This is a genomic window from Cryobacterium sp. TMT2-42-4 (assembly GCF_004402645.1).
Classification (GTDB): Bacteria; Actinomycetota; Actinomycetes; order Actinomycetales; family Microbacteriaceae; genus Cryobacterium; species Cryobacterium sandaracinum.
Map to the genome: position 1 here is coordinate 17,722 of NZ_SOFT01000045.1, position 24,246 is coordinate 41,967.

General features: G+C 68.1%; 21 protein-coding genes. 11 read left to right on the forward strand and 10 right to left on the reverse strand.

All coding sequences use genetic code 11. The annotated features are described in order from the left end of the window. Window positions 1–32: 32 nt before the first annotated feature. Entirely contained in the window at window positions 33–2,540 is a 2,508-nt protein-coding gene (locus E3O18_RS14845) for a glycosyl hydrolase family 65 protein (RefSeq protein WP_134418424.1), read from the reverse strand. After that, a complete protein-coding gene (locus E3O18_RS14850; protein WP_241978211.1) occupies window positions 2,537–3,316 on the reverse strand; it encodes an HAD-IA family hydrolase in 780 nt (259 codons plus the stop codon). Before E3O18_RS14850 ends, E3O18_RS14845 begins: the two co-directional genes overlap by 4 nt. Before the next feature lie 273 nt (window positions 3,317–3,589). Between E3O18_RS14850 and E3O18_RS14855 the strand changes: the two genes are divergently transcribed. From E3O18_RS14855 to E3O18_RS14865, 3 genes are all read left to right on the forward strand, one after another. Then, window positions 3,590–5,053: a hypothetical protein gene (locus tag E3O18_RS14855; protein WP_134395229.1), complete on the forward strand. Its 1,464-nt coding sequence runs from the start codon at window positions 3,590–3,592 to the stop codon at window positions 5,051–5,053. A gap of 81 nt (window positions 5,054–5,134) precedes the next feature. Continuing rightward, entirely contained in the window at window positions 5,135–6,157 is a 1,023-nt protein-coding gene (locus tag E3O18_RS14860) for a permease (protein WP_134395230.1), read from the forward strand. Continuing rightward, entirely contained in the window at window positions 6,147–6,905 is a 759-nt protein-coding gene (locus E3O18_RS14865; RefSeq protein WP_134395231.1) for a TIGR03943 family protein, read from the forward strand. The genes E3O18_RS14860 and E3O18_RS14865 overlap by 11 nt, the downstream gene beginning before the upstream one ends. A 105-nt stretch (window positions 6,906–7,010) precedes the next feature. On the opposite strand, the gene ppsA is transcribed toward E3O18_RS14865, so the two are convergent. Together ppsA and E3O18_RS14875 are read right to left on the reverse strand one after the other, a co-directional pair. Further along, window positions 7,011–9,449, reverse strand: coding sequence for a phosphoenolpyruvate synthase (gene ppsA, locus E3O18_RS14870; protein ID WP_134395232.1), 2,439 nt, complete (start codon window positions 9,447–9,449; stop codon window positions 7,011–7,013). A gap of 162 nt (window positions 9,450–9,611) precedes the next feature. Next, complete coding sequence (locus tag E3O18_RS14875) at window positions 9,612–10,430, reverse strand: pyruvate, water dikinase regulatory protein (protein WP_134395233.1); 819 nt, start codon at window positions 10,428–10,430, stop codon at window positions 9,612–9,614. A gap of 157 nt (window positions 10,431–10,587) precedes the next feature. On the opposite strand from E3O18_RS14875, the gene E3O18_RS14880 reads away from it, so the two are divergent. The 8 genes from E3O18_RS14880 (at window position 10,588) to E3O18_RS14915 (ending at window position 19,310) form a co-directional block, all read left to right on the forward strand. Next, window positions 10,588–11,616: an NYN domain-containing protein gene (locus tag E3O18_RS14880; protein WP_134395234.1), complete on the forward strand. Its 1,029-nt coding sequence runs from the start codon at window positions 10,588–10,590 to the stop codon at window positions 11,614–11,616. A gap of 178 nt (window positions 11,617–11,794) precedes the next feature. After that, the gene (locus E3O18_RS14885) at window positions 11,795–12,241 is read left to right on the forward strand and encodes a hypothetical protein (RefSeq protein WP_134418425.1); all 447 of its coding nucleotides are present in this window, start codon (window positions 11,795–11,797) and stop codon (window positions 12,239–12,241) included. Window positions 12,242–12,594: 353 nt separating this feature from the next. Then, window positions 12,595–14,010, forward strand: a complete 1,416-nt coding sequence (locus E3O18_RS14890) for an aminotransferase class V-fold PLP-dependent enzyme (RefSeq protein WP_134395236.1) — start codon at window positions 12,595–12,597, stop codon at window positions 14,008–14,010. 192 nt (window positions 14,011–14,202) lie between these two features. Beyond that, on the forward strand, window positions 14,203–15,633 hold the full coding sequence (hemG, locus tag E3O18_RS14895) for a protoporphyrinogen oxidase (RefSeq protein ID WP_134398884.1): 1,431 nt from the start codon (window positions 14,203–14,205) through the stop codon (window positions 15,631–15,633). Beyond that, window positions 15,630–16,817 (forward strand): TIGR04053 family radical SAM/SPASM domain-containing protein, encoded by a 1,188-nt coding sequence (locus tag E3O18_RS14900; protein ID WP_134395238.1) that lies wholly within the window; start codon window positions 15,630–15,632, stop codon window positions 16,815–16,817. The genes hemG and E3O18_RS14900 overlap by 4 nt, the downstream gene beginning before the upstream one ends. A gap of 10 nt (window positions 16,818–16,827) precedes the next feature. After that, window positions 16,828–18,030: a ferrochelatase gene (locus tag E3O18_RS14905; RefSeq protein WP_241976614.1), complete on the forward strand. Its 1,203-nt coding sequence runs from the start codon at window positions 16,828–16,830 to the stop codon at window positions 18,028–18,030. Window positions 18,031–18,140: 110 nt separating this feature from the next. Further along, the gene (locus tag E3O18_RS14910; protein ID WP_134418426.1) at window positions 18,141–18,788 is read left to right on the forward strand and encodes a hypothetical protein; all 648 of its coding nucleotides are present in this window, start codon (window positions 18,141–18,143) and stop codon (window positions 18,786–18,788) included. 72 nt (window positions 18,789–18,860) lie between these two features. Continuing rightward, a complete protein-coding gene (locus tag E3O18_RS14915; RefSeq protein ID WP_134395241.1) occupies window positions 18,861–19,310 on the forward strand; it encodes a DUF2269 family protein in 450 nt (149 codons plus the stop codon). A gap of 20 nt (window positions 19,311–19,330) precedes the next feature. Here E3O18_RS14915 and E3O18_RS14920 read toward each other — a convergent pair whose 3' ends face one another. From E3O18_RS14920 to E3O18_RS14945, 6 genes are all read right to left on the reverse strand, one after another. Further along, a complete protein-coding gene (locus E3O18_RS14920) occupies window positions 19,331–20,392 on the reverse strand; it encodes a hypothetical protein (RefSeq protein WP_134418427.1) in 1,062 nt (353 codons plus the stop codon). Next, window positions 20,393–21,622: an aminotransferase class V-fold PLP-dependent enzyme gene (locus tag E3O18_RS14925; RefSeq protein WP_166784945.1), complete on the reverse strand. Its 1,230-nt coding sequence runs from the start codon at window positions 21,620–21,622 to the stop codon at window positions 20,393–20,395. It lies immediately after the preceding gene. Window positions 21,623–21,729: 107 nt separating this feature from the next. Then, window positions 21,730–22,689, reverse strand: coding sequence for a F510_1955 family glycosylhydrolase (locus tag E3O18_RS14930; RefSeq protein WP_134418430.1), 960 nt, complete (start codon window positions 22,687–22,689; stop codon window positions 21,730–21,732). Between the two features lie 3 nt (window positions 22,690–22,692). Continuing rightward, the gene (locus E3O18_RS14935; protein WP_134418431.1) at window positions 22,693–23,283 is read right to left on the reverse strand and encodes a DUF305 domain-containing protein; all 591 of its coding nucleotides are present in this window, start codon (window positions 23,281–23,283) and stop codon (window positions 22,693–22,695) included. Between the two features lie 94 nt (window positions 23,284–23,377). Beyond that, entirely contained in the window at window positions 23,378–23,854 is a 477-nt protein-coding gene (locus E3O18_RS14940) for a hypothetical protein (protein WP_134418432.1), read from the reverse strand. A 106-nt stretch (window positions 23,855–23,960) separates the two neighbouring features. Then, window positions 23,961–24,236 (reverse strand): hypothetical protein, encoded by a 276-nt coding sequence (locus tag E3O18_RS14945; RefSeq protein ID WP_104100589.1) that lies wholly within the window; start codon window positions 24,234–24,236, stop codon window positions 23,961–23,963. Window positions 24,237–24,246: the final 10 nt, after the last annotated feature.

Genomic DNA, 24,246 nt, shown 5'->3' on the forward strand with positions numbered 1-24,246 from the left:
GGTGTGCCGGGGGCCCTCCCCGCTGAAGCGAACTAGTCGTTCGGCTCCAGGAACTCGGTGGTGTGCGCGATCGTCGGGATCGAGGACGTGATGACGGTGCCGTCCGCCCGTCGCCCGCCCTCGACCAAGGTTCGAGAGGGTGCCCCCGGGTCACGCGGGCCCTGGTGGACCAGCGGGACCGTGACGGGCAGGCCCATCCGCACGATGACGGAAACACCGCGCACGGACAGCATGACGTCGACGCCCTCTTCGATCGTGAGGTTGACCTCGCTCTGCCGCACGTCCACGCGTAGCCGGGTTCCCCGGAGCGTGACGCGGAAGGTCAGCGCCTCCCAGGTCTCAGGCAGTCGCGGGTCGAGAGTGATCTTGCCGCCGTGGTCGCGCATACCGCCGAAGCCGTAGACGAGCGCGCTCCAGACACCGCCGGCGGACGCCACATGAACGCCGTCCGCCGCGTTGTGGTGCAGATCGGCGAGGTCGACGAACAGGCCCGAGGTGAAGTACTTGAGCGCCAGCTCGTGGTAGCCGACCTCGGCCGCGATGATCGACTGCACGACGTCGGACAGCGTCGAGTCACCCGTGGTGATCGGGTCGTAGTAGTCGAAGTCGGCACGTTTCTGCTCCGGCGTGAACTGGTCACCCTGCAGCAGGAGCGCGAGCACGACATCCGCCTGCTTGAGCACCTGGAAGCGGTAGATCACGAGGGGGTGGTAGTGCAGCAGCAGCGGGCGGTTGGCGGGCGGCGTCTGTGAGAGGTCCCAACGTTCCTTCTCCAGGAACTGCGCGTCCTGCGGGTGGATGCCCAGGGTCTTGTCAAAGGGGATGTGCATCGCCTCCGCGGCGAACGACCACTCGATGATCTCGGCCTCGTCGAGTCCGAGGCGGGCGACCATGAAGTCGTAGGAGGCGATGTCGACCTCGCGCAGTCTGCGCACACTGGTGACCGCGTCCCGCAGGTTCGAGCGGGCCATGATGTTCGTGTACAGGTTGTCGTTGACGACAGTCGTGTACTCGTCGGGCCCGGTGACGCCGTGGATGTGGAAGACGTCGTTGCCGTTGCCGCGCCAGAAGCCGAGGTCGGCCCACATGCGCGCCGTCTCCACCAGGATGTCGATGGCCTCGCGGGAGAGGAAGTCCTCATCGCCGGTGGCCGACACGTACTGGGTCAGCGCATAGGAGATGTCAGCGTCAATGTGATACTGCGCGGTGCCGGCGGCGTAGTACGCGGACGACTCCAGGCCGTTGATCGTGCGCCACGGGAACAGCGCGCCCAGCTGGTTCAGTTCGGTGGCGCGCACCCTGGCGTGCTCAAGCATCGCGTGCCGGAACCGCAGCGCGTTGCGCGCGGCGTTCGGCGACGTGTAGGTCAGGAAGGGGAGCACGTACACTTCCGTGTCCCAGAAATAGTGGCCGCCGTAGCCGGAGCCGGACACGCCCTTCGCGGACACGCCCTGGCCGTCGGCTCGCATGGACGCCTGCGCGAGCTGGAAGAAGTTCCAGCGGGTGGCCTGCTGGAGGGCAGGCTGGCCGACGAGTTCGACATCCGTGCGCGCCCAGAAAGCGGTGAGCCAGTCGCGCTGCTCGGCGACGTACTGTTCGGTTCCGGCTGCGACGGCGCGGTCGAGCGTGCGGTCGCACCGGTCGGCGAGCTCGTGCGTGGGCACGCCGGTGGAGGTGTGGTAGCTGAGGGTCTTGGTCAGTCGGATGGACTGGCCCTGCTTGGCCTTGATGCGGTAGACGTGCTTGGCGATGTCGTCGCCGATGTGCGAGGCCTCGTCGTACTCATTGAGCGTCTCAAGCTGGTGGTCGGCGGCGCAGGCGATGGTCATGCCCGAGTTCGTGCAGCGGAAGCCGAGGATGTAGCGGCCCTCGGATGCCCGTTTGAAGCGGGGGCGCAGCACCCGGTCGGTGAACGACTCGGCCCTACGCGGGTCGAAGTCCTTGCCGTTGGTGGACTTCGGGGCGTCGTACTCGCCGATGCCGTCCTGGCGGTTGAGGATCTGGCTGGAGATCACGACGGACGCGTCAGCGTCCAGCATGGTGACCTCGTACTCGAGGATCGCGAGGTGGCGTTCCGTGAACGACACCAGGCGGCGCGACTGGATCAGCACGCGCTTGCCCGAGGGCGTGCGCCATTCGAGGGACCGGGAGAGGATGCCGCCGGCGAAGTCGAGGCGGCGCTCGTAGCTGAGCAGATCCGCGAGGGTCAGAACAAGCGGCTCGTCGTCGACGTAAATGCGGATGATCTTGGCATCCGGCGCGTTGACGATCGTCTGCCCGACGCGCGCGAAGCCGAAGGCCTCTTCCGCGTGCCGGATCTGCCAGGTCTCGTGGAACCCGTTGATGAACGTGCCGTGGGCATGGCCGTCCCGGCCCTCGTCCACGTTGCCGCGCAGGCCGAGGTACCCGTTGCCGACGGCGAACAGCGTCTCGGTGCGACCCATGTCGTCACCGGAGAAGTCCTTCTCGACCAGGGCCCACTCGTCGATCGGGAATCGGTTGCGGTCGAGCGGGTCGTTCGTGTCGGTGATCCGGTTCATTTTCCGGCCTCCGTTTCGACGTTGGGGAGCAGCTCGTGGAGGTCGGGGACGACGACGTCGGCCCCGGCGTCGAGCAGGGTCTGCGTGCCCACGCCGCGGTCCACTCCGAGCACGAGGCCGAAGTTGCCGGCGCGGCCGGCCTGGATGCCTGAGTGCGCGTCTTCGACGACGACGCACTGGGCCGCATCGAGGCCGAGCAGTGCCGCGCCGAGCTCATAGGTGTCGGGGGCCGGCTTGCCGGCCAGGCCACGCTCGGCCGAGAGCAGGCCGTCGACGACGATCTCGAAGCGTCCGCGAATGCCGGCGGCTGCGAGGGTCTTCTCCCCGTTGCGCGAGCTGGTGACGACGGCCACGGCGAGGCCGGCGGCCACGACGTAGTCGAGGAACTCGATCGATCCCGGGTAGGGCGTGACGCCGCTTTCAGCGAGGGTCTCGTTGAAGGCCTCGTTCTTGCGGTTGCCGAGGCCGCAGACGGTGTTGCGCTCCGGGGCATCCGTCGGGTCGCCGTCGGGCAGCTGGATGCCCCGCGAGGCGAGCAGCGACCGCACGCCGTCATAGCGGGGCTTGCCATCGATGTACTGGAAGTAGTCGGCGTCGCTGTAGGCGGGGTTCACTCCCTCGTCCTCGAGAAAGCGGGTGAACAGGCGCGCCCAGGCGGCCATGTGAACATCGGCGGTGGGCGTGAGCACCCCGTCGAGGTCGAAGAGCACACCGCGCATGGACAGGAGCCGGGCGCGCGTTTCCGCGCGCGACAGGGGGAATCGCGTAGAAGTCATAACTGATGCCTTGCTTGGTAGGTCCTGAGACAGTGGGGGGTCTGATCGAAGCGGTCAAATGATCACGATCTCGATCGGGGGATCGACGTGATGTGCGCCAACGCGGCGAGGAATGCGATTGACGACGCTGCGGACCAGGGCTAGGACTGCATACGCCTGAATACTCCCAACGATCCTATGCCCCCGAGGGCGTTGCGCCGACTTCTCCGGTTGCGCGGCCCTGATCCCCCGGCCTCCGGCGCGCCCGGAAAATCGGCCGATACTATTGACAGGATGAACCGCGAACGGAGCGCGCTCTCGGCCGCACGCGCGTCCGCGAATCCGTCGCGCTCCGTGCAGCTGGCGAGCCGGCGTTTCCGACTGCTCTTCTCGGTCACGGTCGCGGTGCTCGTCCTGCTGGTGGCGGGCCTCGCGATGGCCAACTTCAGCCAGGGTCCCCGCCTGGCCTCCGCCGAGATCAACCTCGACGCCGCCGTCACGCGTGGCAACCCGCGCCTGCTGCTCACCGCGAACCAGCCGTTGGCCGAGGTCCAGGCCGGCCAAGTGACGGTGTCCCCGGCTACAGAGGTCTCCGCTCGTGTCGCCGACCGCGCCCTGACGGTGGAGTTCGCCGGCATCCTGCGCTACAACACCGTCTATACGGTGACGGTGACGGATGTCATGAGCACCACCCAGGACGCCACCGCCACCCTGGAATACGAGTTCACGACCCCGGACGTCGACATCTATGCGTTGCAGCGCGACAGCCGGGTGGACGACGTCGGCGCGAAGCGGCCCGACACCGTGCGCCGCACGACCCTGCAGGGCCGGGGCGACGGAGACATCGTGTTCAGCGCCCCGCGCATCCAGCAGTATGTCGCCCTGGAGAACCACCTCGCCGCCGTCACGCTCGCCGAAGACGACGCGGCTACCCTCGTGGTGGTCTCGTTCGGGGGCGGGGACAACGTGCAAGTGCCCGTGCCGGGAGCGGGCGTGATCGAGAACCTGGCTGCCTCCCCGTCGAAAACCCTGATCGCGTACACCTTCACCAGCGCCCCGGAGACGCCGGGGCGTCGCTACGACCGCACCCCCTTCGTCTACGACCTGACCGAGTACTCGGGCCTCCCGGCCGAGGTCACCGGGGTGGACGGCCTGCCGATGACGGTGATGGACCTGCGGTTCGTGCCGGACAGCACCTCTCTCGTCGTGCAGAACGCCGGGCAGTCCCTGTTCCTGATCGACATGCTCGGCGACGCCGTGCTGACCCCGTTGGGCGAGCACGACGAGATGCGCGGATTCGTGCCCGGCACCCGCGCGCTCGTCGTCGCCGACCCCGACCAAGGCTCGACGATCGACCTCACCGACGGGGCCGTGACCACACTCGATCTCGCGCCCAGCCTGCTCGAAGCGAGGGCCTACCCCGGCAAGCTCGTGCTCCTCACCGAGCAGGGGCGGTACGCCCGCCTGTTCCTGCAGGAGACCGGCGACATCAACCAGCTCGCTTCCCTGATCGCCGTCACCGACGCCGCCGACTCGAGCGTCGCGTTCACTCCCGCGTCGGACGCGTCGCGCGTGCGGGACTTCTGCGTCTCGCCGAACGGCCAGTACCTCGCGGTGGAGACGATCCCGGCGGCCGGCCTCGGCGACGACTACCCGACCCTTCCCGCGTTCTCGGGCATGACGACCACCCTGGTAGACCTCGACCGCGGCACCAGCAGCCGCAGCGTGTCCGGTTTTCTCCCTGACTGGTGCGGCTAACCGACGGATGCCCCCGCCAACCTTCTGCCGATGGCTTCCTGTCCCGAGCGCGACCGAGTCGAAACAGGACAAGATATACCCATGAGTCAGACCATCGCCGCGCGGCCCTTCACCGCGCGCCGGAGGCCCGGCCGTGGCCTCTTCGTCGGCCTCCTCATCGTCGGGCTGGTGATCGTGCTGCGCGTGTTTGCGCCGTCGGCCCCTGCCGACACCCTGGCGGACACCTTCCGCGACTTCGTCACCCTGTCGATCAGCGTGGTGATCGAGTCGCTGCCGTTCGTCTTCCTCGGCATCGTGCTGTCGATCGTGGTGCAGACCTGGCTGCCGGAGGGGTTCCTGCTGCGGCGCCTGCCGAGGAACCCGGTTGCCCGGCGGGTCGTGCTCTCGCTGCTCGGCATGCTGCTGCCGGTTTGCGAGTGCGGCAATGTGCCTCTGGCGCGCGGCCTGATCGCCAAGGGGCTGACGGTCGGCGAATCGATGACGTTCCTCTTCGCGGCCCCGATCCTCAACCCGGTGACCATCATCACCACCCAGCAGGCATTCGGCTGGGACAGTGGCATCCTGGTCTGGCGCATCGCCGGCGGATTCCTGATCGCCAACCTGATCGGCTACATCTACAGCCGGCATCCGAAACCCGAGTCCCTGCTCGCTCCCCGGTTTCAGGACGCCTGTGCGCTCGGTGACCACCATGACGCGGGCGACGGCAAGATCACGCGCAGCGCCGGCCTGTTCACGAAGGAGACCAGCGCGATGTTGCCGGCGCTCTTTATCGGCGCCGGACTGGCCGGGCTGATCCAGACCGCCGTCTCCCGGGAGGTGCTCGTGACGCTCGGCAGCCACCCGGTCTGGTCCGTGCTGGCGCTGATGGCCCTGGCCTTCGTGGTTTCGATCTGCTCCAACGTCGACGCCTTCTTCATCCTCTCGTTCGGTGCGACGTTCATGCCCGGCGCCATCGTGGCCTTCCTGGTCTTCGGCCCGATGATCGACATCAAGATGCTGGCCCTGCTGCGCACGACCTTCAGGGCAAAGACCCTGATGCAACTCACCCTGATTGTGGCACTCTGCTCCGCGGTTCTCGGATTGGCGATCAACTATGTCGTTTAGACGGCTCCTGCGGCGCTGGCAGGGCGCGCTCCTCAGCGTCGTGGGCATTGTGGCCACGGTCTGGCTGGGGGTTAGCGGGCAGCTCGGGCTCTACATCCACCCGCGGTACTTCGTGTTCACCATGGTGATGGCCGTGATCGCCGCAGCGCTGGTGGTGGCCGCATTCGCTCTCCTGCCCGCAGCCGAAGACGAGCACGAGCCGCCAGAGGACGACGGAGGACGCTGGGCGTGGCTCTGGTCGGCCGGCAGCATCCTGATCATCGTCGCGGCCACCGTGGGCCTCCTGGTGTTACCGCCGGCGACCCTGACCACGGCCACGGTCGCCAAGCGCGACCTGAACGGCTCGACCTCGCTCATCACGCAGAAAGAGGCGAGCGACCTCGTCGGCGGCGACTACTCGACCTTCACCGTGCGGGACTGGTCCTCGCTGCTGCGCCAGGGCGCCGGCGAGGACTTCTTCGCCGACAAGACCGCGACCGTGACCGGGTTCGTCACGCCCGACACGAGCGACCCCGAGAACGTGTTCTTCGTGGCCCGCTTCGTCGTGTCCTGCTGCGCGGTCGACGCGCAGCCGGTCGGCATCCCCGTCTACTACCCCGGCTGGCAGGACGAATTCCCGACCGACAGCTGGGTTGCCATCGAGAGCGGTTTCGACACCAACCCGAGCATCCGCAGCGAGGAGGCCATCGCCCTTGTTCCGAGCGAGGTCACGCCCACGGACCAGCCCGCCCAGCCGTACGACTACTGACGCCGGCACACTGATCGGGCCGCCCTGACGCCCGCAGCGCGCCGAACTGCGTGGCACGTTCCCAGGTGATTCGGGCGTCGCCCGCGGGGCGAGCTCGATCGCCGATCAGGCTGCCGAGGCCTCCTTGGGGTCGGTGGCGGCGTCATCCGTGCCGAAGTGGTTGCTGCCCGCGGTCACGCCGGCCAGCCGCAGCCAGGTGTCGACCACGGTGTCGGGGTTCAGCGACACGGAGTCGATGCCCTCGGCGACGAGCCACTCGGCAAAATCCGGGTGGTCGCTGGGGCCCTGGCCGCAGATGCCCACATACTTGCCGCGGGCCTTGCAGGCCGCGATCGCCATGCTGAGCAGCTTCTTCACGGCCGGGTCGCGCTCGTCGAAGCCGCCGGCGACGATCGCCGAGTCGCGGTCGAGGCCGAGCGTCAGCTGCGTCATATCGTTGGATCCGATGGAGAACCCGTCGAAGTAGTCCAGGAACTCGTCGGCGAGCAGCGCGTTGGCCGGCAACTCGCACATCATGACGATCTCGAGGCCGTTCTCCCCACGGCGCAGCCCGTTCTCGGCGAGCAGTTCAATAACGCCCGCGGCCTCGTCCAGGGTGCGCACGAAGGGGATCATCAGCTTGACGTTGGTCAGCCCCATCTCGTTTCGCACGAATGAGAGCGCCTCGCATTCGAGGTCGAAGCAGTCCCGGAACGAGGGCTCGAGGTAGCGGGACGCCCCGCGGAACCCGAGCATCGGGTTCTCTTCGTGCGGCTCGTAGGCCGGTCCGCCGATGAGGTTGGCGTACTCGTTGGACTTGAAATCGCTCATCCGCACGATCACGGTCTCCGGCGCGAAGGCGGCCGCGATCGTGGACACGCCCTCGGCCAGGCGCTTGATGTAGTAGTCGCGCGGGTTGCCGTAGGCGGCGATGCGGGTGTTGATCTCGCGGGCCACGTCGGCGGGCTGGTCGGCCAGGTTGAGCAGAGCCTTGGGGTGGATGCCGATCTGACGGTTGATGATGAATTCGAGCCGGGCGAGACCCACGCCGTGGTGGGGCAGCTGGGCGAACGTGAACGCCTGCTCCGGGGTGCCGACATTCATCATGACCTTCACCGGGGCCGGCGGCAGGGTGGTGAGCGCGGTCTCCTCGATGCCGAAGTCGAGCAGCCCTTCGTAGATCAGTCCCGCCTCACCCTCGGCGCAGGACACCGTGACTTCGAGGCCGTCGGAGAGGATGTCGGTGGCGGTCCCGGTGCCGACGACCGCGGGAATGCCGAGTTCGCGGGCGATGATCGCGGCGTGGCAGGTGCGGCCGCCGCGGTTGGTCACGATGGCGCTGGCGCGCTTCATGATCGGTTCCCAGTCCGGGTCGGTCATGTCTGCGACGAGCACGTCGCCGGTGGCAAAGCTCGCCATCTGGTCGATGGACGAGAGGATGCGCACGCTTCCGGCACCGATCCGCTGGCCGATGGCGCGGCCCTCGACCAGGATCTTACCGGTCTCGTTCATCTTGAACCGGCTCTGGGACACCGCGGTCGCTCGCGACTGCACCGTCTCCGGGCGGGCCTGCAGGATGTAGATGCCGCCGTCGATGCCGTCTTTGCCCCACTCGATGTCCATCGGACGTCCGTAGTGCGCCTCGATCGAGAGGGCGTGGCGGGCCAGCTCCTCCACCTCGGCATCCGTGATGCTGAACAGGTTGCGCAGGCCGACGTCCACGGGAACGAAGTCGATCGTGCGGCCGATTTCACGGTTCTTCGTGAAGGTCATCTGCAGCGCCTTCTCGCCGAGAGTGCGCTTGAGGATGGCGGGACGGCCGGCCTCGAGCGCCGGCTTGTAGACGTAGAACTCGTCGGGGTTGACGGCGCCCTGAACGACGGCCTCGCCCAGACCGTAGGAGGAGGTGATGAAGACCGCGTCGCGGAAGCCGGATTCGGTGTCCATCGTGAACATGACCCCGGAGGAGCCGATGTCCGAGCGCACCATGCGCTGGATCCCGGCCGACAGCGCCACCTCGGCGTGCTCGAAATCGTGGTGCACCCGGTAGGCGATCGCCCGGTCGTTGTAGAGGGAGGCGAAGACATCCTTGATGGCCGGCAGGATGTTCTCGATTCCGCGCACATTCAGGAACGTCTCCTGCTGACCGGCGAAGGACGCATCCGGAAGGTCCTCGGCGGTGGCGCTGGAACGCACCGCCCAGGAAATGTCGTCGGAGCCGCCGTGCTTCAGGACCAGGGCCGCGTAGGCGGTCCGGATCTGGGACTCGAACTCGGGCAGGAAGGGCGTGTCACGCATCAGGCCGCGGATTTCCTTGCCGGCCGCTGCCAGCGCGGTGACGTCGTCGATGTCGAGGCCCCGCAGGCGCTCGATGATCCGCTGGTCCAAACCGGAATCGGACAGGAATCGGCGGTAGGAGTCCGCGGTGGTGGCGAACCCGTCGGGCACCTTGACGCCGGCCGACGTCAGATTCTGCACCATTTCGCCCAGGGAAGCGTTCTTGCCGCCCACCCGGTCCAGGTCCGTGAGTCCGATTTCGGAAAACCAGAGGATGTCTGTCGTCATGTGTTCTGCTCCCTTGCAGTGTGCGACCAGAGGTGAGGCCACGAGGTGAGGAGGCTCACCTCGTGGATAAGCGCCCTGTTCCCATAGTGACAGGTCTATCCGGCCTGAGCGCAATTTGTTTACTTGATTGACATGTTCACTTGTCTGCGTTTTTAATGTGAGTCAGCGTTTGAGGTTCATTTGCTGCAGAATCATGGCCGACATCTCCTCCACGGACATGCTCGCCGAGTTGAGGAACGGGATTCCGTGGGAGGCATAGAGTCGCTCCGCACTGCGCAGTTCGAACCCGCACTGCCGCAGGGACGCGTAGGGCGAACCTTCCCGGCGCTGGGTGCGCACCTGGCTCAGGCGCAGGGGATTGGTGGTGAGCCCGAAGCACTTGTCCACGAACGGTCGCAGTGGCTTGGGGAGACCCTCCCGCTCGAAATCCTCGTCGACAAGGGGAAAGTTCGCCGCGAAGATGCCGTGCTGCAGCGCCAGGTACATCGTGGTGGGGGTCTTGCCGCAGCGCGACGGGGCCACCAGGATCAGCTGCGCCTTCTCGAGCGCTCGCAGGCTCTGGCCGTCATCGTGCTCCATCGCGTATTCGACGGCCGTCATGCGGGACTGATAGCGGGCGGCGTTGCCGAGGCCGTGGGCGCGCCCTGGTTCATTGCTGGCCTGCGTCGCAAGGGCCTCCTCGAGCTCGCCGAGATAGGTTCCGAGCAGGTCGATCAGGGTGGCCGTGCAGGTGCCGAGGGTGCGGCGGATGTCGCTGGTCACGGCCGTGGAGAACACGATCGGCTTCTGGCCGCGCTCCACCAGAGCGTCGATCTGGTCGACCACGGCCTGGGCCTGGTCCACATTCAGGATGAACGGGATCGTCGTGCGGTCGAACTCCACGGTGGGGAACTGGGACAGGAGGGTGCTCCCGAGCGTTTCCGCCGTGATTCCGGTGCTATCCGAGAGGAAGAAAACCGGGCATGGGTCGTCAGTGGCCATACCTCATTGTGTACCTCCCGGCAGGCTCGGCGCGGATCGGTGCGCGCGTACTGAGTCCCGCAGTCGATTCCGCGAGTTGCCGTCGTCGCATCGTGCGCAGCAGACTTGAGTTCGGGGTTGCGACTGATTCGTCCGCCCGGTAGCTAAGGAACCCACCATGACTGAACCGAACGATGCACGTGTCGGCCTCTACATCGACTTCGACAACATCGTCGTCTCTCGCTATCAGCAACTACACGGACGAAATGCCTTCCAGCGCGATGGCATCCGTAATTTCGACAGATCGAGCGCGGATGCCGAGCCCGAGGTCGCCGCGAAGCTGAACGCCGCAACGGTCGACTTCAACGCGATCATTGATTTTGCCGCGTCGTTCGGCACGCTGGTCGTCAATCGCGCATACGCCGACTGGTCCGTTCCCGTGAATGCGAGCTACCAACGCCAGCTCATGTCCCGAGCGGTTGACCTCACCCAGCTATTCACCACGACGACGCGGGGAACGAAGAACGGGGCGGACATCCGTCTCGCCGTCGACGTGGTCGAAGACCTCTTCCGGCTGCCCGACCTCACCCACGTCATCATCGTCGCCGGTGACTCGGATTACATCGCCCTCGCCCAGAAGTCGAAACGTCTCGGTCGCTTCGTGGTGGGCATCGGAGTCGCCGGGTCGACCAGCACCTCCCTCGCGGCTGCGTGCGACGAATTCGAGGACTATGACTCGCTCCCCGGCATAGCGAAGGTCGCCGCCGCCGTGCCCGCCCCCGTGGCGCTCGTGCAGAAGCCCCCGTCGGGCAGGAAGGCCGCAGAACCCGCGACCGTGCCACCCAAGACGGTGCCCGTCAAAGCCCGCACCGTGACGACGATCCCGATGTTCTCGCATACCATCAGTTCGCAATTCGACGAGCCGGAGCCGGAACCGGCCGAGGACATCGACCCTCAGACGGTCGCGTCGGAACTCCTCGTGCGTGCCCTGCAGATCGGGCACGCAAAGGGCGACGACGACGAGTGGCTGAACACCGGCACGGTGAAGAACCAGATGCGCCGGATGGACCCCTCGTTCAACGAAAAACCGCTCGGCTTCCGTTCCTTCACTGACTTCCTTACCTCGCGCAGCGAGGTGGCCGAGCTGCAGGAAGATGGCCCGCATCGGCTCATCCGTTTGCGTCCGGAGGCGGACGCGGGACGCTGAGTCGGAACCGTGTTCCATCGAACACAGACAGCGGTGTGATCTGAGCCCGTGGGAGCAAGCGTGTTCACGCGATGATCCGCAAGCCCCTCGCCCCGAATATCTCGATTCTGGATTCGGCTGATTCCATAGTTCACGGCGTACACCGACGCCGACATCACACCGGACAAAGGAACACATTATGAGTAGCACTCCCAACACTGGCCGCGTCGCTCGCGTTTCGACCGAGACGAAGGCTGCCTTTAAAACGACCGAATTCATCGCCTACATTCTGATTCTCGTCGCGATGTTCATCGCTTCCGCCATGGTCGATAACGGGGACGACGGGCAGGGTTTCGGGGCCAGCTCCGTCTGGCTGTACGCCACGCTCCTCACCATCGGTTACGTTCTCCTGGGAGTACATGGCGGCGGCTGGCAGCGGCCACAGCTCCATCTGGATCCAACCCACCATCCCGTTGCAGTTCGACTTTCAGGGCAGCAAAGAACCACTCCTGAACCGGGCATGGGTGGAGAAACTCGTCCGCATCTCGAACACACCCGCCGGTCTGCGCGTCACCCCAGAGCCGCCCCAACCGGGGGAAGTGCGACTCTGATTCTCAGAGCGGTCGCGAGGGTCGATCGACCGTGATTTGTTCAGCGGAGTTCGCTGACCGCCACGAAAAAGCCCCGGCTTCACCGCGCCTGGGGGAGGCGAGGAATCTGCCGGGGCCAATTCGTTTGGAGTGGGGGAACTCCGTTAACCACGGTACGGCGGATGGGCTGAATGTCGGCTGGACGAGCCCCCATGTCGGAACAAAACCGGCCGGTCGCCGCGAACCGGGCATCGACCGCGTGTTCGCCGACGCAGGCCGACGTGGGCATCGCCATCGGAGCCGGTATGGGGGTCGCGATCGCCTCCGATGGGTCATCAGCGCCAGGGACGATTCGCGCCCGGAAAACAGCGCTCTTTCGGTGGTCTCCGGGCAGGCATAAAATCTCGGCATGTCTGCTGACCCGGATGACTATCGTCAGGCCCTGGAGCGAGCGAAAGCCCATGCCCTGGATTGGCTCTCCTCCCTGCCCACCCGGCCCGTGGGGCCACGCGTCGACGCCGACACCCTCGCCGCGGGCTTCGCGGCGCCGCTGCCGCTGCAGCCGACGGACCCGGCGGAGGTGATCGACGAGCTGGCCCGGCTGGCCGAACCGGGGCTGATGGCGATGACGTCCGGCCGCTTTTTCGGCTGGGTGATCGGCGGCACGTTGCCGGCAGCCCTGGCAGCCGACTGGCTGGTCAGCGCGTGGGACCAGAACGCCGGGATGCGCTTCGCGACCCCGGCCACGGCCGCCGCCGAGGAGGCCGCCGGCGGCTGGATCCTCGATCTGCTGGGTCTGCCGAACGGCGCCGACGTGGGCTTCACCACCGGGGCCACCATGGCGAACTTCGTGGGTCTGGCAGCCGGACGCGATCATGTGCTCGGCGACGCCGGCTGGGACGTCGCGACCGCCGGTCTGGCCGGGGCGCCCCGCGTCGCCGTCTACGTGGGCGATGAGCGCCACGCGGTGATTGACCTGGCCCTGCGCTACCTGGGACTCGGCGCCCCCATTGTCGTCCCGGCCGACGATCAGGGCCGCATGCTCCCCGAGGCCCTGGCGGCCGCGCTCAACCAGGCCAATGGTCCCGCGATCGTCTGCCTGCAGGCCGGCAATGTGCACTCCGGCGCCTTCGACCCGGTCGGTGAGCTCACCGACCTCGCCCACCAGCACGGTGCCTGGGTGCACGTCGACGGTGCCTTCGGCCTCTGGGCCGCAGTGAGCCCGCGCTACCGCGAACAGCTGGCAGGCCTCGACACCGCCGATTCCTGGGCCACCGACGCGCACAAGACACTCCAAGTGCCCTACGACTGTGGCATGGCCATCGTGGCCCGGCCCGCCGAGCTGCGGTCCACCTTCGGGGTGCACACGAGCTACCTGTTCGCCGACGAGACCGGCCCGGGTGACCCCTACGAAAAGGTGCCCGAGCTGTCGCGCCGGGCGCGCGGCGTTCCGGTCTGGGCGGCTCTGCGCTCCCTGGGCCGCTCGGGCACCGTGATGCTGGTGGAGCGGCTGGCCGATCACGCCCGGGCCATCGCCGACGGTCTGGGTCGCATCCCCGGCGCCGAGGTGCTCAACGACGTGGTCTTCACCCAGGTCTGCGTCAGCTTCGGCGACGACGAGCGCACCCGCCGGGTGACGGAAGAACTACTCAAGGAGGGAACCGCGTGGATGTCGGGTTCGCGTTGGCAGGACCGGGATGTGCTGCGGATCTCCGTGAGCAACTGGTCGACGGATGCGGACGACGTCGCCGCATCCGTGGCTGCCGTCGAACGGGCCTGCGCTGCGGTCGCGCGCAACCGTCCGACGGAATATGAGAAGGCGTGAATTCGGCCGTGGTTCGGGCTGATCCCGGGGCTGATCGGGGCCCGGTCCGGGCGGCGATTCGTGCTTCGATCGGCGCCCGCCGCCGCCGGCCCGCGAGGTGCCGCTGGAGACGACGGTCGTAGGATCAAAGTAACAAGGATTGCCACAGGTTGCCGGTTGCCCCGGATTCACCGGCAACTGGAGGTAAGTCGAATGCTCGCTCAACCACGGGTCGTCATCGTCGGCGGCGGAATCAGCGGATTGGCGACAGCACACTACCTGCACCGCCGGCTTGGCGACGGGGTGCATCTCACCCTGGTTGAGGGTGGGGCGCGGTTGGGTGGCAAGATCTCCACTGAACGATTCGGCGGGCACCTCGTTGACGTCGGACCTGACGCGCTGATGGTGCGGGCACCCGTGGTGGCAGCCCTCATCGAGGACCTCGGGGTCAGCGACCTCGTCGTGGCCCCCGCCGGGTCCGGCGCACGCATCTGGTCGCGCGGGAAGCTGCGACGGCTCCCGGCCGGCACCCTCTTCGGCATCCCCGATCGACTGCTGCCCCTGCTGAAATCCCGACTGCTGTCGCCTCTCGGTCTGGCCCGTGCGGCCCTGGACCTCGTGAAGGCGGCCCCGGCGGGATTGCCAGACGACCCCACAATCGCAGAAATCGTTCGCCCGAGGATGGGCGGGCAGGTGTTCGACCGCCTCGTCGATCCGCTGCTCGGTGGTGTGCATGCCGGCAGGGCCGACGAGCTCAGCGCTCGGAGCACCGCGCCGGACATCGACGCTCTCGCCCGCGGCAATCGCAGCCTCTACCTCGGACTGCGGCGCCGACGCCGGAATGCCCCACCCCAGCCCGCCGGAGCAGGAGGCGCGGTCCTCGTCACCCTTCGTGGGGGGCTCGCCCGATTGATCGACGCACTGGCCGTCCACGTCGTGGGCGACGATGTGCGCCTCGGTACGGCGGTCGTCTCCGTGTCGCGCGGCACCGCCGGCTATGAGGTGAAGCTGAGCGACGGCACGGTGCTCGAGGCCGACGCGGTGGTGCTCGCCACTCCCGCGTTCGCTGCGGCGGACATGATGAAGACGGAAGCCCCCGACCTGGCCGCCGCGCTGGCGGGTATCCCCTACGTCGATGTTGCCACGATCTGCCTGGCCTACCCGCGCTCCGCCGTCGCCCACGACCTCGTCGGCACGGGCTTCCTGGTGCCGCCGGAGGAAGACAAACTCATTGTCGGCTGCACCTGGTCCAGCGCCAAGTGGCCGCACCTCGCCGATGACACAACCGTGATCATCCGCTGCATGGTGGGCAGGCGCCGCGACCAGCGCTGGATGGACCTCGATGAGGCCACCCTGGTCAGCCAGGTGCACGCCGAACTCGTCGAGGCCATGGGTCTGACCGGGCGCCCGACCGAGCAGCACATCGAGCGCTGGCTGCAGGCGATGCCGCAGTACATCGTCGGCCATCAGGGTCGGCTCGCCGCCGCGGAGGTGGCTCTGGGTCGGCTGCCGGGGCTCTACCTGACCGGTTCCGCCTACCGGGGGGTCGGGCTGGCCAGCTGCGTGGCCGACGCCGAGCGCACCGCCGACAAGCTCGCGCAGCTTCTGACCGATGCCCGTCCCGCGAGCGAGGTGCCCGCATGAGCGGGCTCAGCATTCCCCTCGGCGAGACCGCCGTGTTGCCGACGCTGCCGACCGCCCGCCGTGGAAAGGGCCCGGACTACGCGCAGCGCCCGATGCTGGTGTTCTGGGAAACCACCCGCGCCTGCGCGCTTGCCTGCAAACACTGCCGGGCCAGCGCCACGATGCAAGCCCTGCCAGGCGAGCTGACCACGGCAGCAGGTAAAGACCTGATCGACCAGGTGGCCGGATTCGGCCGGCCGTACCCGATCCTGGTGCTCACCGGCGGCGACTGCCTGATGCGCCCTGACCTGTTCGAACTCGTCGACTACGCCACCGGTCTTGGACTGCCGACGGCGCTGTCCCCGTCGGTCACGCCGACACTTACTCCGCAGATGATCGAACGGATCGTGGCGAGCGGGGTCAAGGCGGTGTCGATCAGCCTTGACGGCGCCGTCGCCGCGACCCATGAGGGCGTGCGCGGGATCCCGGGCCACTTCGACGACACCGTGGCGGCGATCCGGGCTCTCGCCGCGGTGGGGTTGACCGTCCAGGTCAACACGACCGTCATGCGCGCCAATGTCGACGAGCTCGCGGATGTCGCGGCCCTGATCAAGAACGCCGGCGCCGCTATCTGGGAGGTCTTCTTCCTCGTCCAGGTCGGCCGCGGCGTCGCGACCGAGGCCGTCAGCCCAGCGGAGCACGAAGACATCTGCCACTTCCTCTTCGACGCCTCCCAGCATGGCTTCATCGTGCGCACGGTCGAGGCACCCTTTTTCCGGCGGATCGTCGCTCGCCGACGCGCCGGTGACCCTGCACCGACGAGCGCTCCGTACAACGCCCTGTCCGCGAGGCTGGAAGCCCTGATGGGACCGCCCGCGGGCCTGCCGCGGGCGCAGACCGCGTCGACCCGCGACGGCAAGGGCATCGTCTTCGTGGCCTACGACGGCGAGGTCTACCCGGCCGGGTTTCTGCCACTCGGCCTCGGGAACGTGTGCACGACCCCGTTGGCCGAGATCTACCGGGACAACCCGCTACTCAAACAGATCCGGGCCACGGAGTTCACCGGCCGCTGCGGCCGCTGTGAGTACGCGGACCTGTGCGGGGGCTCTCGAGCCCGCGCGTTCGCGTCGAGCGGCGATCCGCTGGGGGAGGACCCGGCCTGCCCGTTCCAGCCGGGCGTGGCCGGTGCCCTCGTCGGTGCCTGAGTCTCAGCCCGTGGATGGCCTCGTGCCCGTGCCTGCCGCGGAGCCAGCCGGGTACGACGCCGTGGTCCTCCTCGGCTTCGGAGGCCCCGAGGGCCAGGACGACGTCATCCCGTTCCTCCGGAACGTCACCCGGGGCCGCGGAATTCCGGAGGCACGCCTCGAAACCGTGGCCGCCCACTACCGCGCCTCGGGTGGTGTGAGCCCGGTCAACGGACAAAACCGGGCGCTCCGTAACGCGCTCCAGACCGAACTGGCCGCCCGAGGCACCTTCGTGCCGGTGTACTGGGGGAACCGCAATTGGGTTCCGTACCTGCGAGACGCCGTGACTGCGGCCGTCGACGCCGGCCACACCCGATTGCTCGCGCTCACGACGAGCGCGTACAGCTCCTACTCGAGCTGCCGGCAGTACCGGGAAGACCTGGTTGAGGCGCGGTGCGCCACCGGGCTCGGCGACGCCGTGCGCATCGACGCGGTTCGCCCCTACTTCGACCATCCCGGCTTCGTCGCCCCGTTCGTGCTCGGCGTCTGCTCCGCCCTCGCCGACTTCGCCCGGCAGGGCCTGGCCCCGGACGACGTTCACGTGCTCTTCACAACCCACTCCATCCCGATGGCGGATGCCGAGCAGAGTGGCCCACGCGAGCGATCCTTCGGTGCCGGCGGGGCCTACGAGGCGCAGCACCGGGCCGTCGCGGAGGTGGTGATGGCCGCCGTTTCAGCGGTGGCGGACGACGGCACAGCGGCCGACGCCACCCCGGCCTGGTCTCTGGCATTCCAGTCGCGGTCGGGTCCGCCCGAAATGCCTTGGCTCGAACCTGACGTCAACGACGTCATCGTCGTGCTCGCCGCGGCCGGCACGCGAGCCGTCGTCGTGGTGCCGATCGGATTCATCTCCGACCACATGGAGGTCTCCTGGGACCTCGACACGGAGGCGGCGGCCACTGCCGCCGCGCACGACCTGGGATTTGCCCGGGTGTCGACCCCCGGCCTGCACCGGGAGTTCGTGGCGGGGCTCGTCGACCTGTTGCTCGAGCGACTGACGCCGGCGTCGACCACGGAACGCTGCGCGCTCACCGCGCTCGGACCGTGGACGGATGCGTGCCCGGTGGGATGCTGCGAGAAGGGCCCGGCCCGGAGGCCGGGGACGGAGCCCTCATCCCCAGCAGGAAATCCCGCGGCCCAGGGAGGTCCTTCATCGGGGGAGGCGCGCCGCTGACGCCCGCGCAACTGGCCGAACGGATGGCCGCCATCCGCGGGTGACCCCGGAATCCCACCGATTGGGTACGCTCGGCGATAGGGCTCAAGAAGGCTAACGAAGGACCAACCGTGACCCACCCGTATCCGTTGTATGTGGCCATCCGGGCGCAGTGCTTCTGCTGCCAGTCACTGCAGCCGTTCACGTTCACCTCGGCGACCGACCAGGTGGTCTGCGCATCCTGCCTGCACCACCTGGGGGCGGAAAAGGCCACCCGCCGGGACGCGGAGCACATCAAGCTGTGGGTCGGGCAATACGCCGACCAGCAGGAGAACCACCGTCAGTTCGCCGAGAAGTCGGCGGGGGCTGATGCCGAGAAGCAGGCGGTGATCGACGGGCTCATGGCCCAGGTGGTGGAGCTGCGCGGCGTCGTGGCCGGCGAGTCCGACCGCACGAAGAGCGCCGGGGTCCGCGCGCTCCTCGAGAGTGACCTGGTGCGGCGCGCCGAGCGGAAGACCGAGCTTGCGCATCGTCAGCTCGACTGGGCCATGGCCGTGCTCTGGCGGATCGGGCAGCTGCACCACAGTGTGGAGGGCATGCCGCTGGCCTGCGTCTGCGGGCGCACCGCCGCGGTTTGCGCGGAAGGTCGGGCGATCGAGCCGCAGCGGCAGGCCGTGCTCGACTGGGAGCGGAAGAACCTCGTGCTGCTGCGCGCCGGCTCCCGGCACGCCCTACCCGACGACCACCCCGAGGTGCGGGCCGCGAAACGACACCCGTGAGGGGTCCTGGCGGGCACCCCGTCAAACACGTCGGTTCACCGGCGAGCGGACGGCGGGGCCTACGCTGGAGAAATGGATCTCCTCAACACCCTGCACATTGTCACCGGCGTCTTCATCGTCGGGCCCATGGCCATCCTCCCCATGACCGCCATGCGCTCCATGCGGGCCGGGGAAGCCGGCCAGGTGGCCTCACTGGCGAAGTCCACCAATCTCTTCACTCTGCTGTCGCTGCTGGTGGTGTTCCTCGGTTTCGGCGCGGTGAGCTTCAGGGACAACGCGTCCCTCGCGTCGACCTGGATCTGGCTGTCGATCGTGCTCTACGCGGTGGCCCTCGTACTCAGCCTGTTCCTGGTGGTTCCGGCCATGAAGTCGGTTTCGGAGCTCCTCGCCGAGCAGTCCGCCAGCGGCACCCGGGTCGTCGGCGCCAAGGTCGCCGGCTACTCGCGCGTGGCCATGGGCTCGGGCATCGTCTCGCTGCTCCTGGTGGTCGTGGTCGTGCTGATGGTCGTCAAGCCGGTCTAGCCGTTCACAGTCTCGCCGGGCTAGTCCAGGTCGCCCACCGAGACCAGGCCGTCGTGACGGCGGCCGTCGAAGATGATCGTCGGGATCTTCACGGTGTGGATGCTCTCCTCGACCAGCCGCGTGTTCGCGGCGATGATGTCGGCGACCTCGTCGGAGGCGGCGACGGATGCCACGGCGGCGACCTGTTCCGGGCTCAGGCCGAATTCAGCCGACCAGTCCTGCAGCAGCGTGGTGGCGACAGCCGGCTCGGCGCCGTTGATCACGCTCTGCCAGGAAACGCCCTTGTAATCGTCTTCCGTGTAGATCCGGCGCAGGATCTCCCAGTCGACCGGCGTGGCGGCGTCGGCGAGAGGGTTCAGCCGCAGCGCCTCGAGGTACTGGGTGACGAGCAGCGAGTTCTGGAACTTGTAGCCGTCGTCGGCGGCGATCGGGTAGGCGATGTAGGTGAGGTTCATCCGGTCGTCGAACCCGGCCTCCTCGATGTTGTTGAACAGCTGCAGGCAGTAGGTGCAGCCGGGGTCGATGACCTCGAGCGCGGTTTCCTTCTTCGCGTCGTAGACGCCCAGGTAGCTGGCGTTGGCGGGCAGGTATTCCTCGGCCTCCCAGTTCTGCATGCGGGAGGGGATCGCCGAGAACGTCTCGCCGAGGCTGGCGAAGTCGTTGCCGAAGGCGCCGATCACGTCGCCGGAGAGCAGGGACTCGCCGAAGGTGGGCGTCTGGTCGGGGATCGAGCAGGCCTCGGCGCCCAGGCTGCAGGATGCGGAATCCTGCTTGTTGCAGGTGCCGTAGACGTACAGGTTCACACCGCTCTTGACGACGACGTATGCGCTCCAGACGGTGGTGAGCACCACGAGCAGCGCGACCACCTCGAGGGCGACGGATGCCGGGCCGACGAGCTTCGGACGGCGCACCGCCAGCGGCGCGAGCAGGTGGTCCTTGATGTCCTGCTTGAAGGTGGTGTCGCAGGGGCGGAACGTGACCCGGCGGAGGGTGCAGTTCCACGCCTTGCCGAGGTAGCGGCGGTATCGTGCCGACACGGCCGCCATGAAAACGAGAACGATGAATGCGGCAATGCAGAACACTTAGGAGAGGCCTTTCATCAGGCGCGCGAGGGCCTGTGCGGCCTGATCGACATCGGCCGTGGTTGAGTGCAGTCCGAGCGAGAAGCGCAGCAGCGGCGGCAGCCCGAGCTGGTCTTTCAGGTAGTGGTGGGCGCAGAAGTAGCCGCTGCGCACCATGATGTGGGACTGGGAGAGGAACACTGCGAGCCGGTGCGAATCCTGTTTCGGGGCGTAGACGCTGATCACCGGGCTGGCCGCGGTGTTGACCAGAGTGAGGCCGGGGATGTCGCCGAGACCCTCGAAGAGCCGCTGCGAGAGACCCTGAAGGTGCTCGGCAGCGGGCCGGCCGCCGGGGCGCACCTGTCCCAGCCACTCGATCGCACGGTGCAGGGCGATGATCTCGCCCCAGGCCTGCAGCCCGGGTTCGAGCAGGGCGCCCGGGTCGTTGGCGAGAAGGTCGTAGGAGTCTTCGCGGACATCCGCGACCATGCCGCCGCCCACGAAGGTGAGTTCGAGGGAACCGAGCAGCTCGTGGGTGGCGACGACCACGCCGAGGCTGGCGCCGTAGATCTTGTGGGCGGAGAAGCAGAGCGCGTCGGCCTCGGTTTTGGCCAGCAGGGTGCGTTCGTGCGCCATGGCCTGCGCGGCGTCGAGGATGACGATGCCGCCGCGGGCGTGGGTGTCGCGCACCAGGTCGGTGAGGTTGGTAAGTAGACGCCCGTCGATGTTGGAGGCCGCGTTGACGACCACGATCGCGCGTTCGAGCTGGGCCGGCCGGTAGATCAGGGCGCCGTCGGGGGCGCGGTCGAGCACTAGGCGGGGCACCCCCAGTCGGGTCGCCGCCGTCATGGTGGGCAGGAAGACCGAATTGTGCTCGATGTGGCTCGTGACCATCTGCCCGAACCGGCCCTGCGGCAGCTGTTGCAACAGCAGGTTCAGGCCGAAGGTCGTGTTGAGGGTGAAGGAGACCGCGTGACCCCGGCCGGAGAGGCCGAGCAGCTCGAGCACGGCCCGGCGGGCGTCCTGCACCTCCCGGTCGACGCGGGTGCCCCAGGCGTACTTCACGCGCCCGCCGCAGGCGTTGTACGCCGTGTAGTACTCGGTCAGGGCATCGAGGACCGGCTGCGGCCGGAGGCTTTGACAGGCGGAGTCGAGGTAGACCGCGCCGGGTTCGAGGTAGGCGAAATCGGCGAGACGGCCGGTCTCGACCGCAACCGGTGGTGTGCGCCGGAACAACCCAGTGTGCTTCATGTCCTTCAATTCTTTCCGGCTCATTCTAGGCGAGCAGCGGGTTTTGCCCGGCGTGGCTGGGAACCGGCTGGGAGCGTGGTGGTCATGGCTTCATCCGTCGCACCGGTCTAGGCCTGGGCCGCAACGAGCACGGTCCAGGTAAGGCCGAAGTCGTCACTCGCGACAACCCCTCGCTGGTCGGCGGCGAGGAGCCAGGGCATGCTGCCGCCGACGACGGCAAAGGCCTCCGGGGTACCCTCGGTTCGCCCGCCGCGGGTCCAGGTTCCACCTCCGGTCTCCTGGTGCCAGACCACGCCGTCGGGATCGATGCCGACGACGCCGCCGCCGGCAGCGGCATCCTGAACGTCGATCAGGTACAGCATCGGTGCGCCGGAGAGCGTCCCGAACGTGCGCCCGGCATCCTCGCTCACGGCGAGGCCGTTTTCGGTGGTCGCGAAGACCCGGTCCGGGGTCGCCGGGTCGGCGGCGAGGTCGCGCAGCGCCACCGCGGCTCCGGGCGACCAGGTGGCCCCGTCGTCGTCGCTGATGCTGACCGTGCCGGCGGCGGCGTCGTAGCCGTAGACGCGCAGGGCGCCCGTCGGCAGGGTCACCGCGTCGAGGTCGTGGAAGTCGGTCTCGCCGGCGAGGGAGACGTTCGACCAGGTGGCCGCCGCATCCGCGCTGCTGATCAGCCCCACATTCGGGGCCGACAACGTGGACGTGTCGGAGCCCGGATGCCCGGACGCCAGCAGCAGGCCCGGCCCGGCCACGGTGAAGCCCATGGCGTCGAAGGCCGGGCCGTCGGTCGGGGTGGGCCGGGTGATCTCGGCATCCGGCGCCCCGGCCAGGTAGCTGTCGGGGAGCAGGCCGGTCGGGATTTGCCACACGCCCTGGTGCGTGCCGGCATAGGTCGCGCCGGTGGACGGGTCGGCGCCGAGGCCGTGGACGTGTTCGAAGGCCGTGGTGGTGGTGGGCGTGCCGGTTGACGGAGTCGCTGGGGTGGGCGCGCAGGCGGCCAGTGCGGCCGCGAGGCCGACCGTGATCACGGTGGCGCCGCCGAGGCGGATGGTTCTTCTGGACGTCGTCATGGGTCAGAACTCGGTGAGGAGGTCGGTCATGACGGCGATTTCGGCGGACTGCGAGTCGACGATGGTGGCTGAGAGGGCCTGTGCGTCGGTGTTGCTTCCCTCGTTCTGGTGCGTTTGCGCCATGGCGATGGCGCCCTCGTGGTGCGCGATCATGAGCTCGAGGAACACCTGGTCGGCCCCGGAGCCCGAGGCCTCGTCCATCGTCATCAGGTCTGCCTCGCTCATCATGCCGTCGGTGCCGTGGTCCATGTCGGACATGCCGCCCGTGTCGGCGCCCCACTCGCCCAGCCAATCGGTCAACCGGGTGATCTCGGGCTCCTGCGCTGCCTTGATCTCGGTCGCCAGGGCGGTGACGCGCGGGTCGGTGCCGCGCTTGGCGAGCAGGTTCTCGCTCATCTCGACGGCCTGCTCGTGGTGGGGGATCATCATCTGGGCGAAGTCGATATCCGCGGCGTTGGCGGCGGCGCGTGAGCCGCCGGCGGCCGGGGTGCCCGCGGCCGGGGGCGTGCTGCCGCAGCCGCTCAGGGTAAGCGCCGTGGTCAGCACGGCGGCGGCGATCATGGAGGTGCGGAGCGTGCGGGTGGTTCTGAGCATTGGTGTTCCATTCGTCGGCAAAGCGTGAGAAACCGGGGCCGGGATGCGGCCGGGCCGCGCAGTCCGGTGGGGGTGCGCTGGCGAGGGTTTCGGCCTAGGTGCGGCTGATGGAGAGCAGGGTGAGGCTGGGCCGGTGCAGGTGCAGCGGGATCTCGCGGAAGGAGCTGACGATGAAGCCGCCGGCCTCGAGCAGGCGTCGGTAGAACGACGGGCGCCGGGACAGCACAATCAGGGCGCCCAGGATCAGCAGCAGGGAACAGGTCATCGAGAGGGCGGCCAGGCCCGACATCGAGTGGGTGTCGGCGTTGCCGACGGTGTCGGGGGATTTTGCGGTGTGGGCGGTCGCGGAATGCGCGCCGACCGCCATCGCGGTCGCGGTCACTGGCGTTGACGATGTCGGGGCTGCGGACAGGCTGTGGGCCGGTGGGTGAGCCAGGCCGTGCCCGGTTCCGGCCGAGTGCACGGCGAGCAGGCAGAGCAGCATCGCGGCCAGTGTGAGCACGGCCAGCACGGCGAAGTGGAAGACGTGGCGGCTACGACGGAAGGAGATGGCACCGCGCGTGTGCCGCATGCCGCCTCCGTCCGAACTGTGGTCTGGGCATCCGTCTGGCCGGTCGTTGAGCCTGGATACCCGCTCAGGCTATACCCGGGCGGATCGGTGCCGGCTGGGAGTGGGCTCACCCCCAGTCGAGCGCGAGCACCCACGACCCGTCGGTGTCGCGGCGCAGGTCGTAACGGTGTTGTTCCTCGTCGCCGCGCGAGGCATCGAGGCGCCAGAGCTCGGTGTCGATGCGGGACGGCACGCCGCCGGCGTTCTCCCACCAGCGAGTGCGGGTGAAGATCGCCTGCGGCTGGCCGATGACGGTGTGTTCGAACCGGTTCCAGATGAACGCGCGCGGGTCGCCGTCGACGGACAGCTCCACGTCGACGACTGCGTCAATGATCTGAGGCATGCGTGGCTCC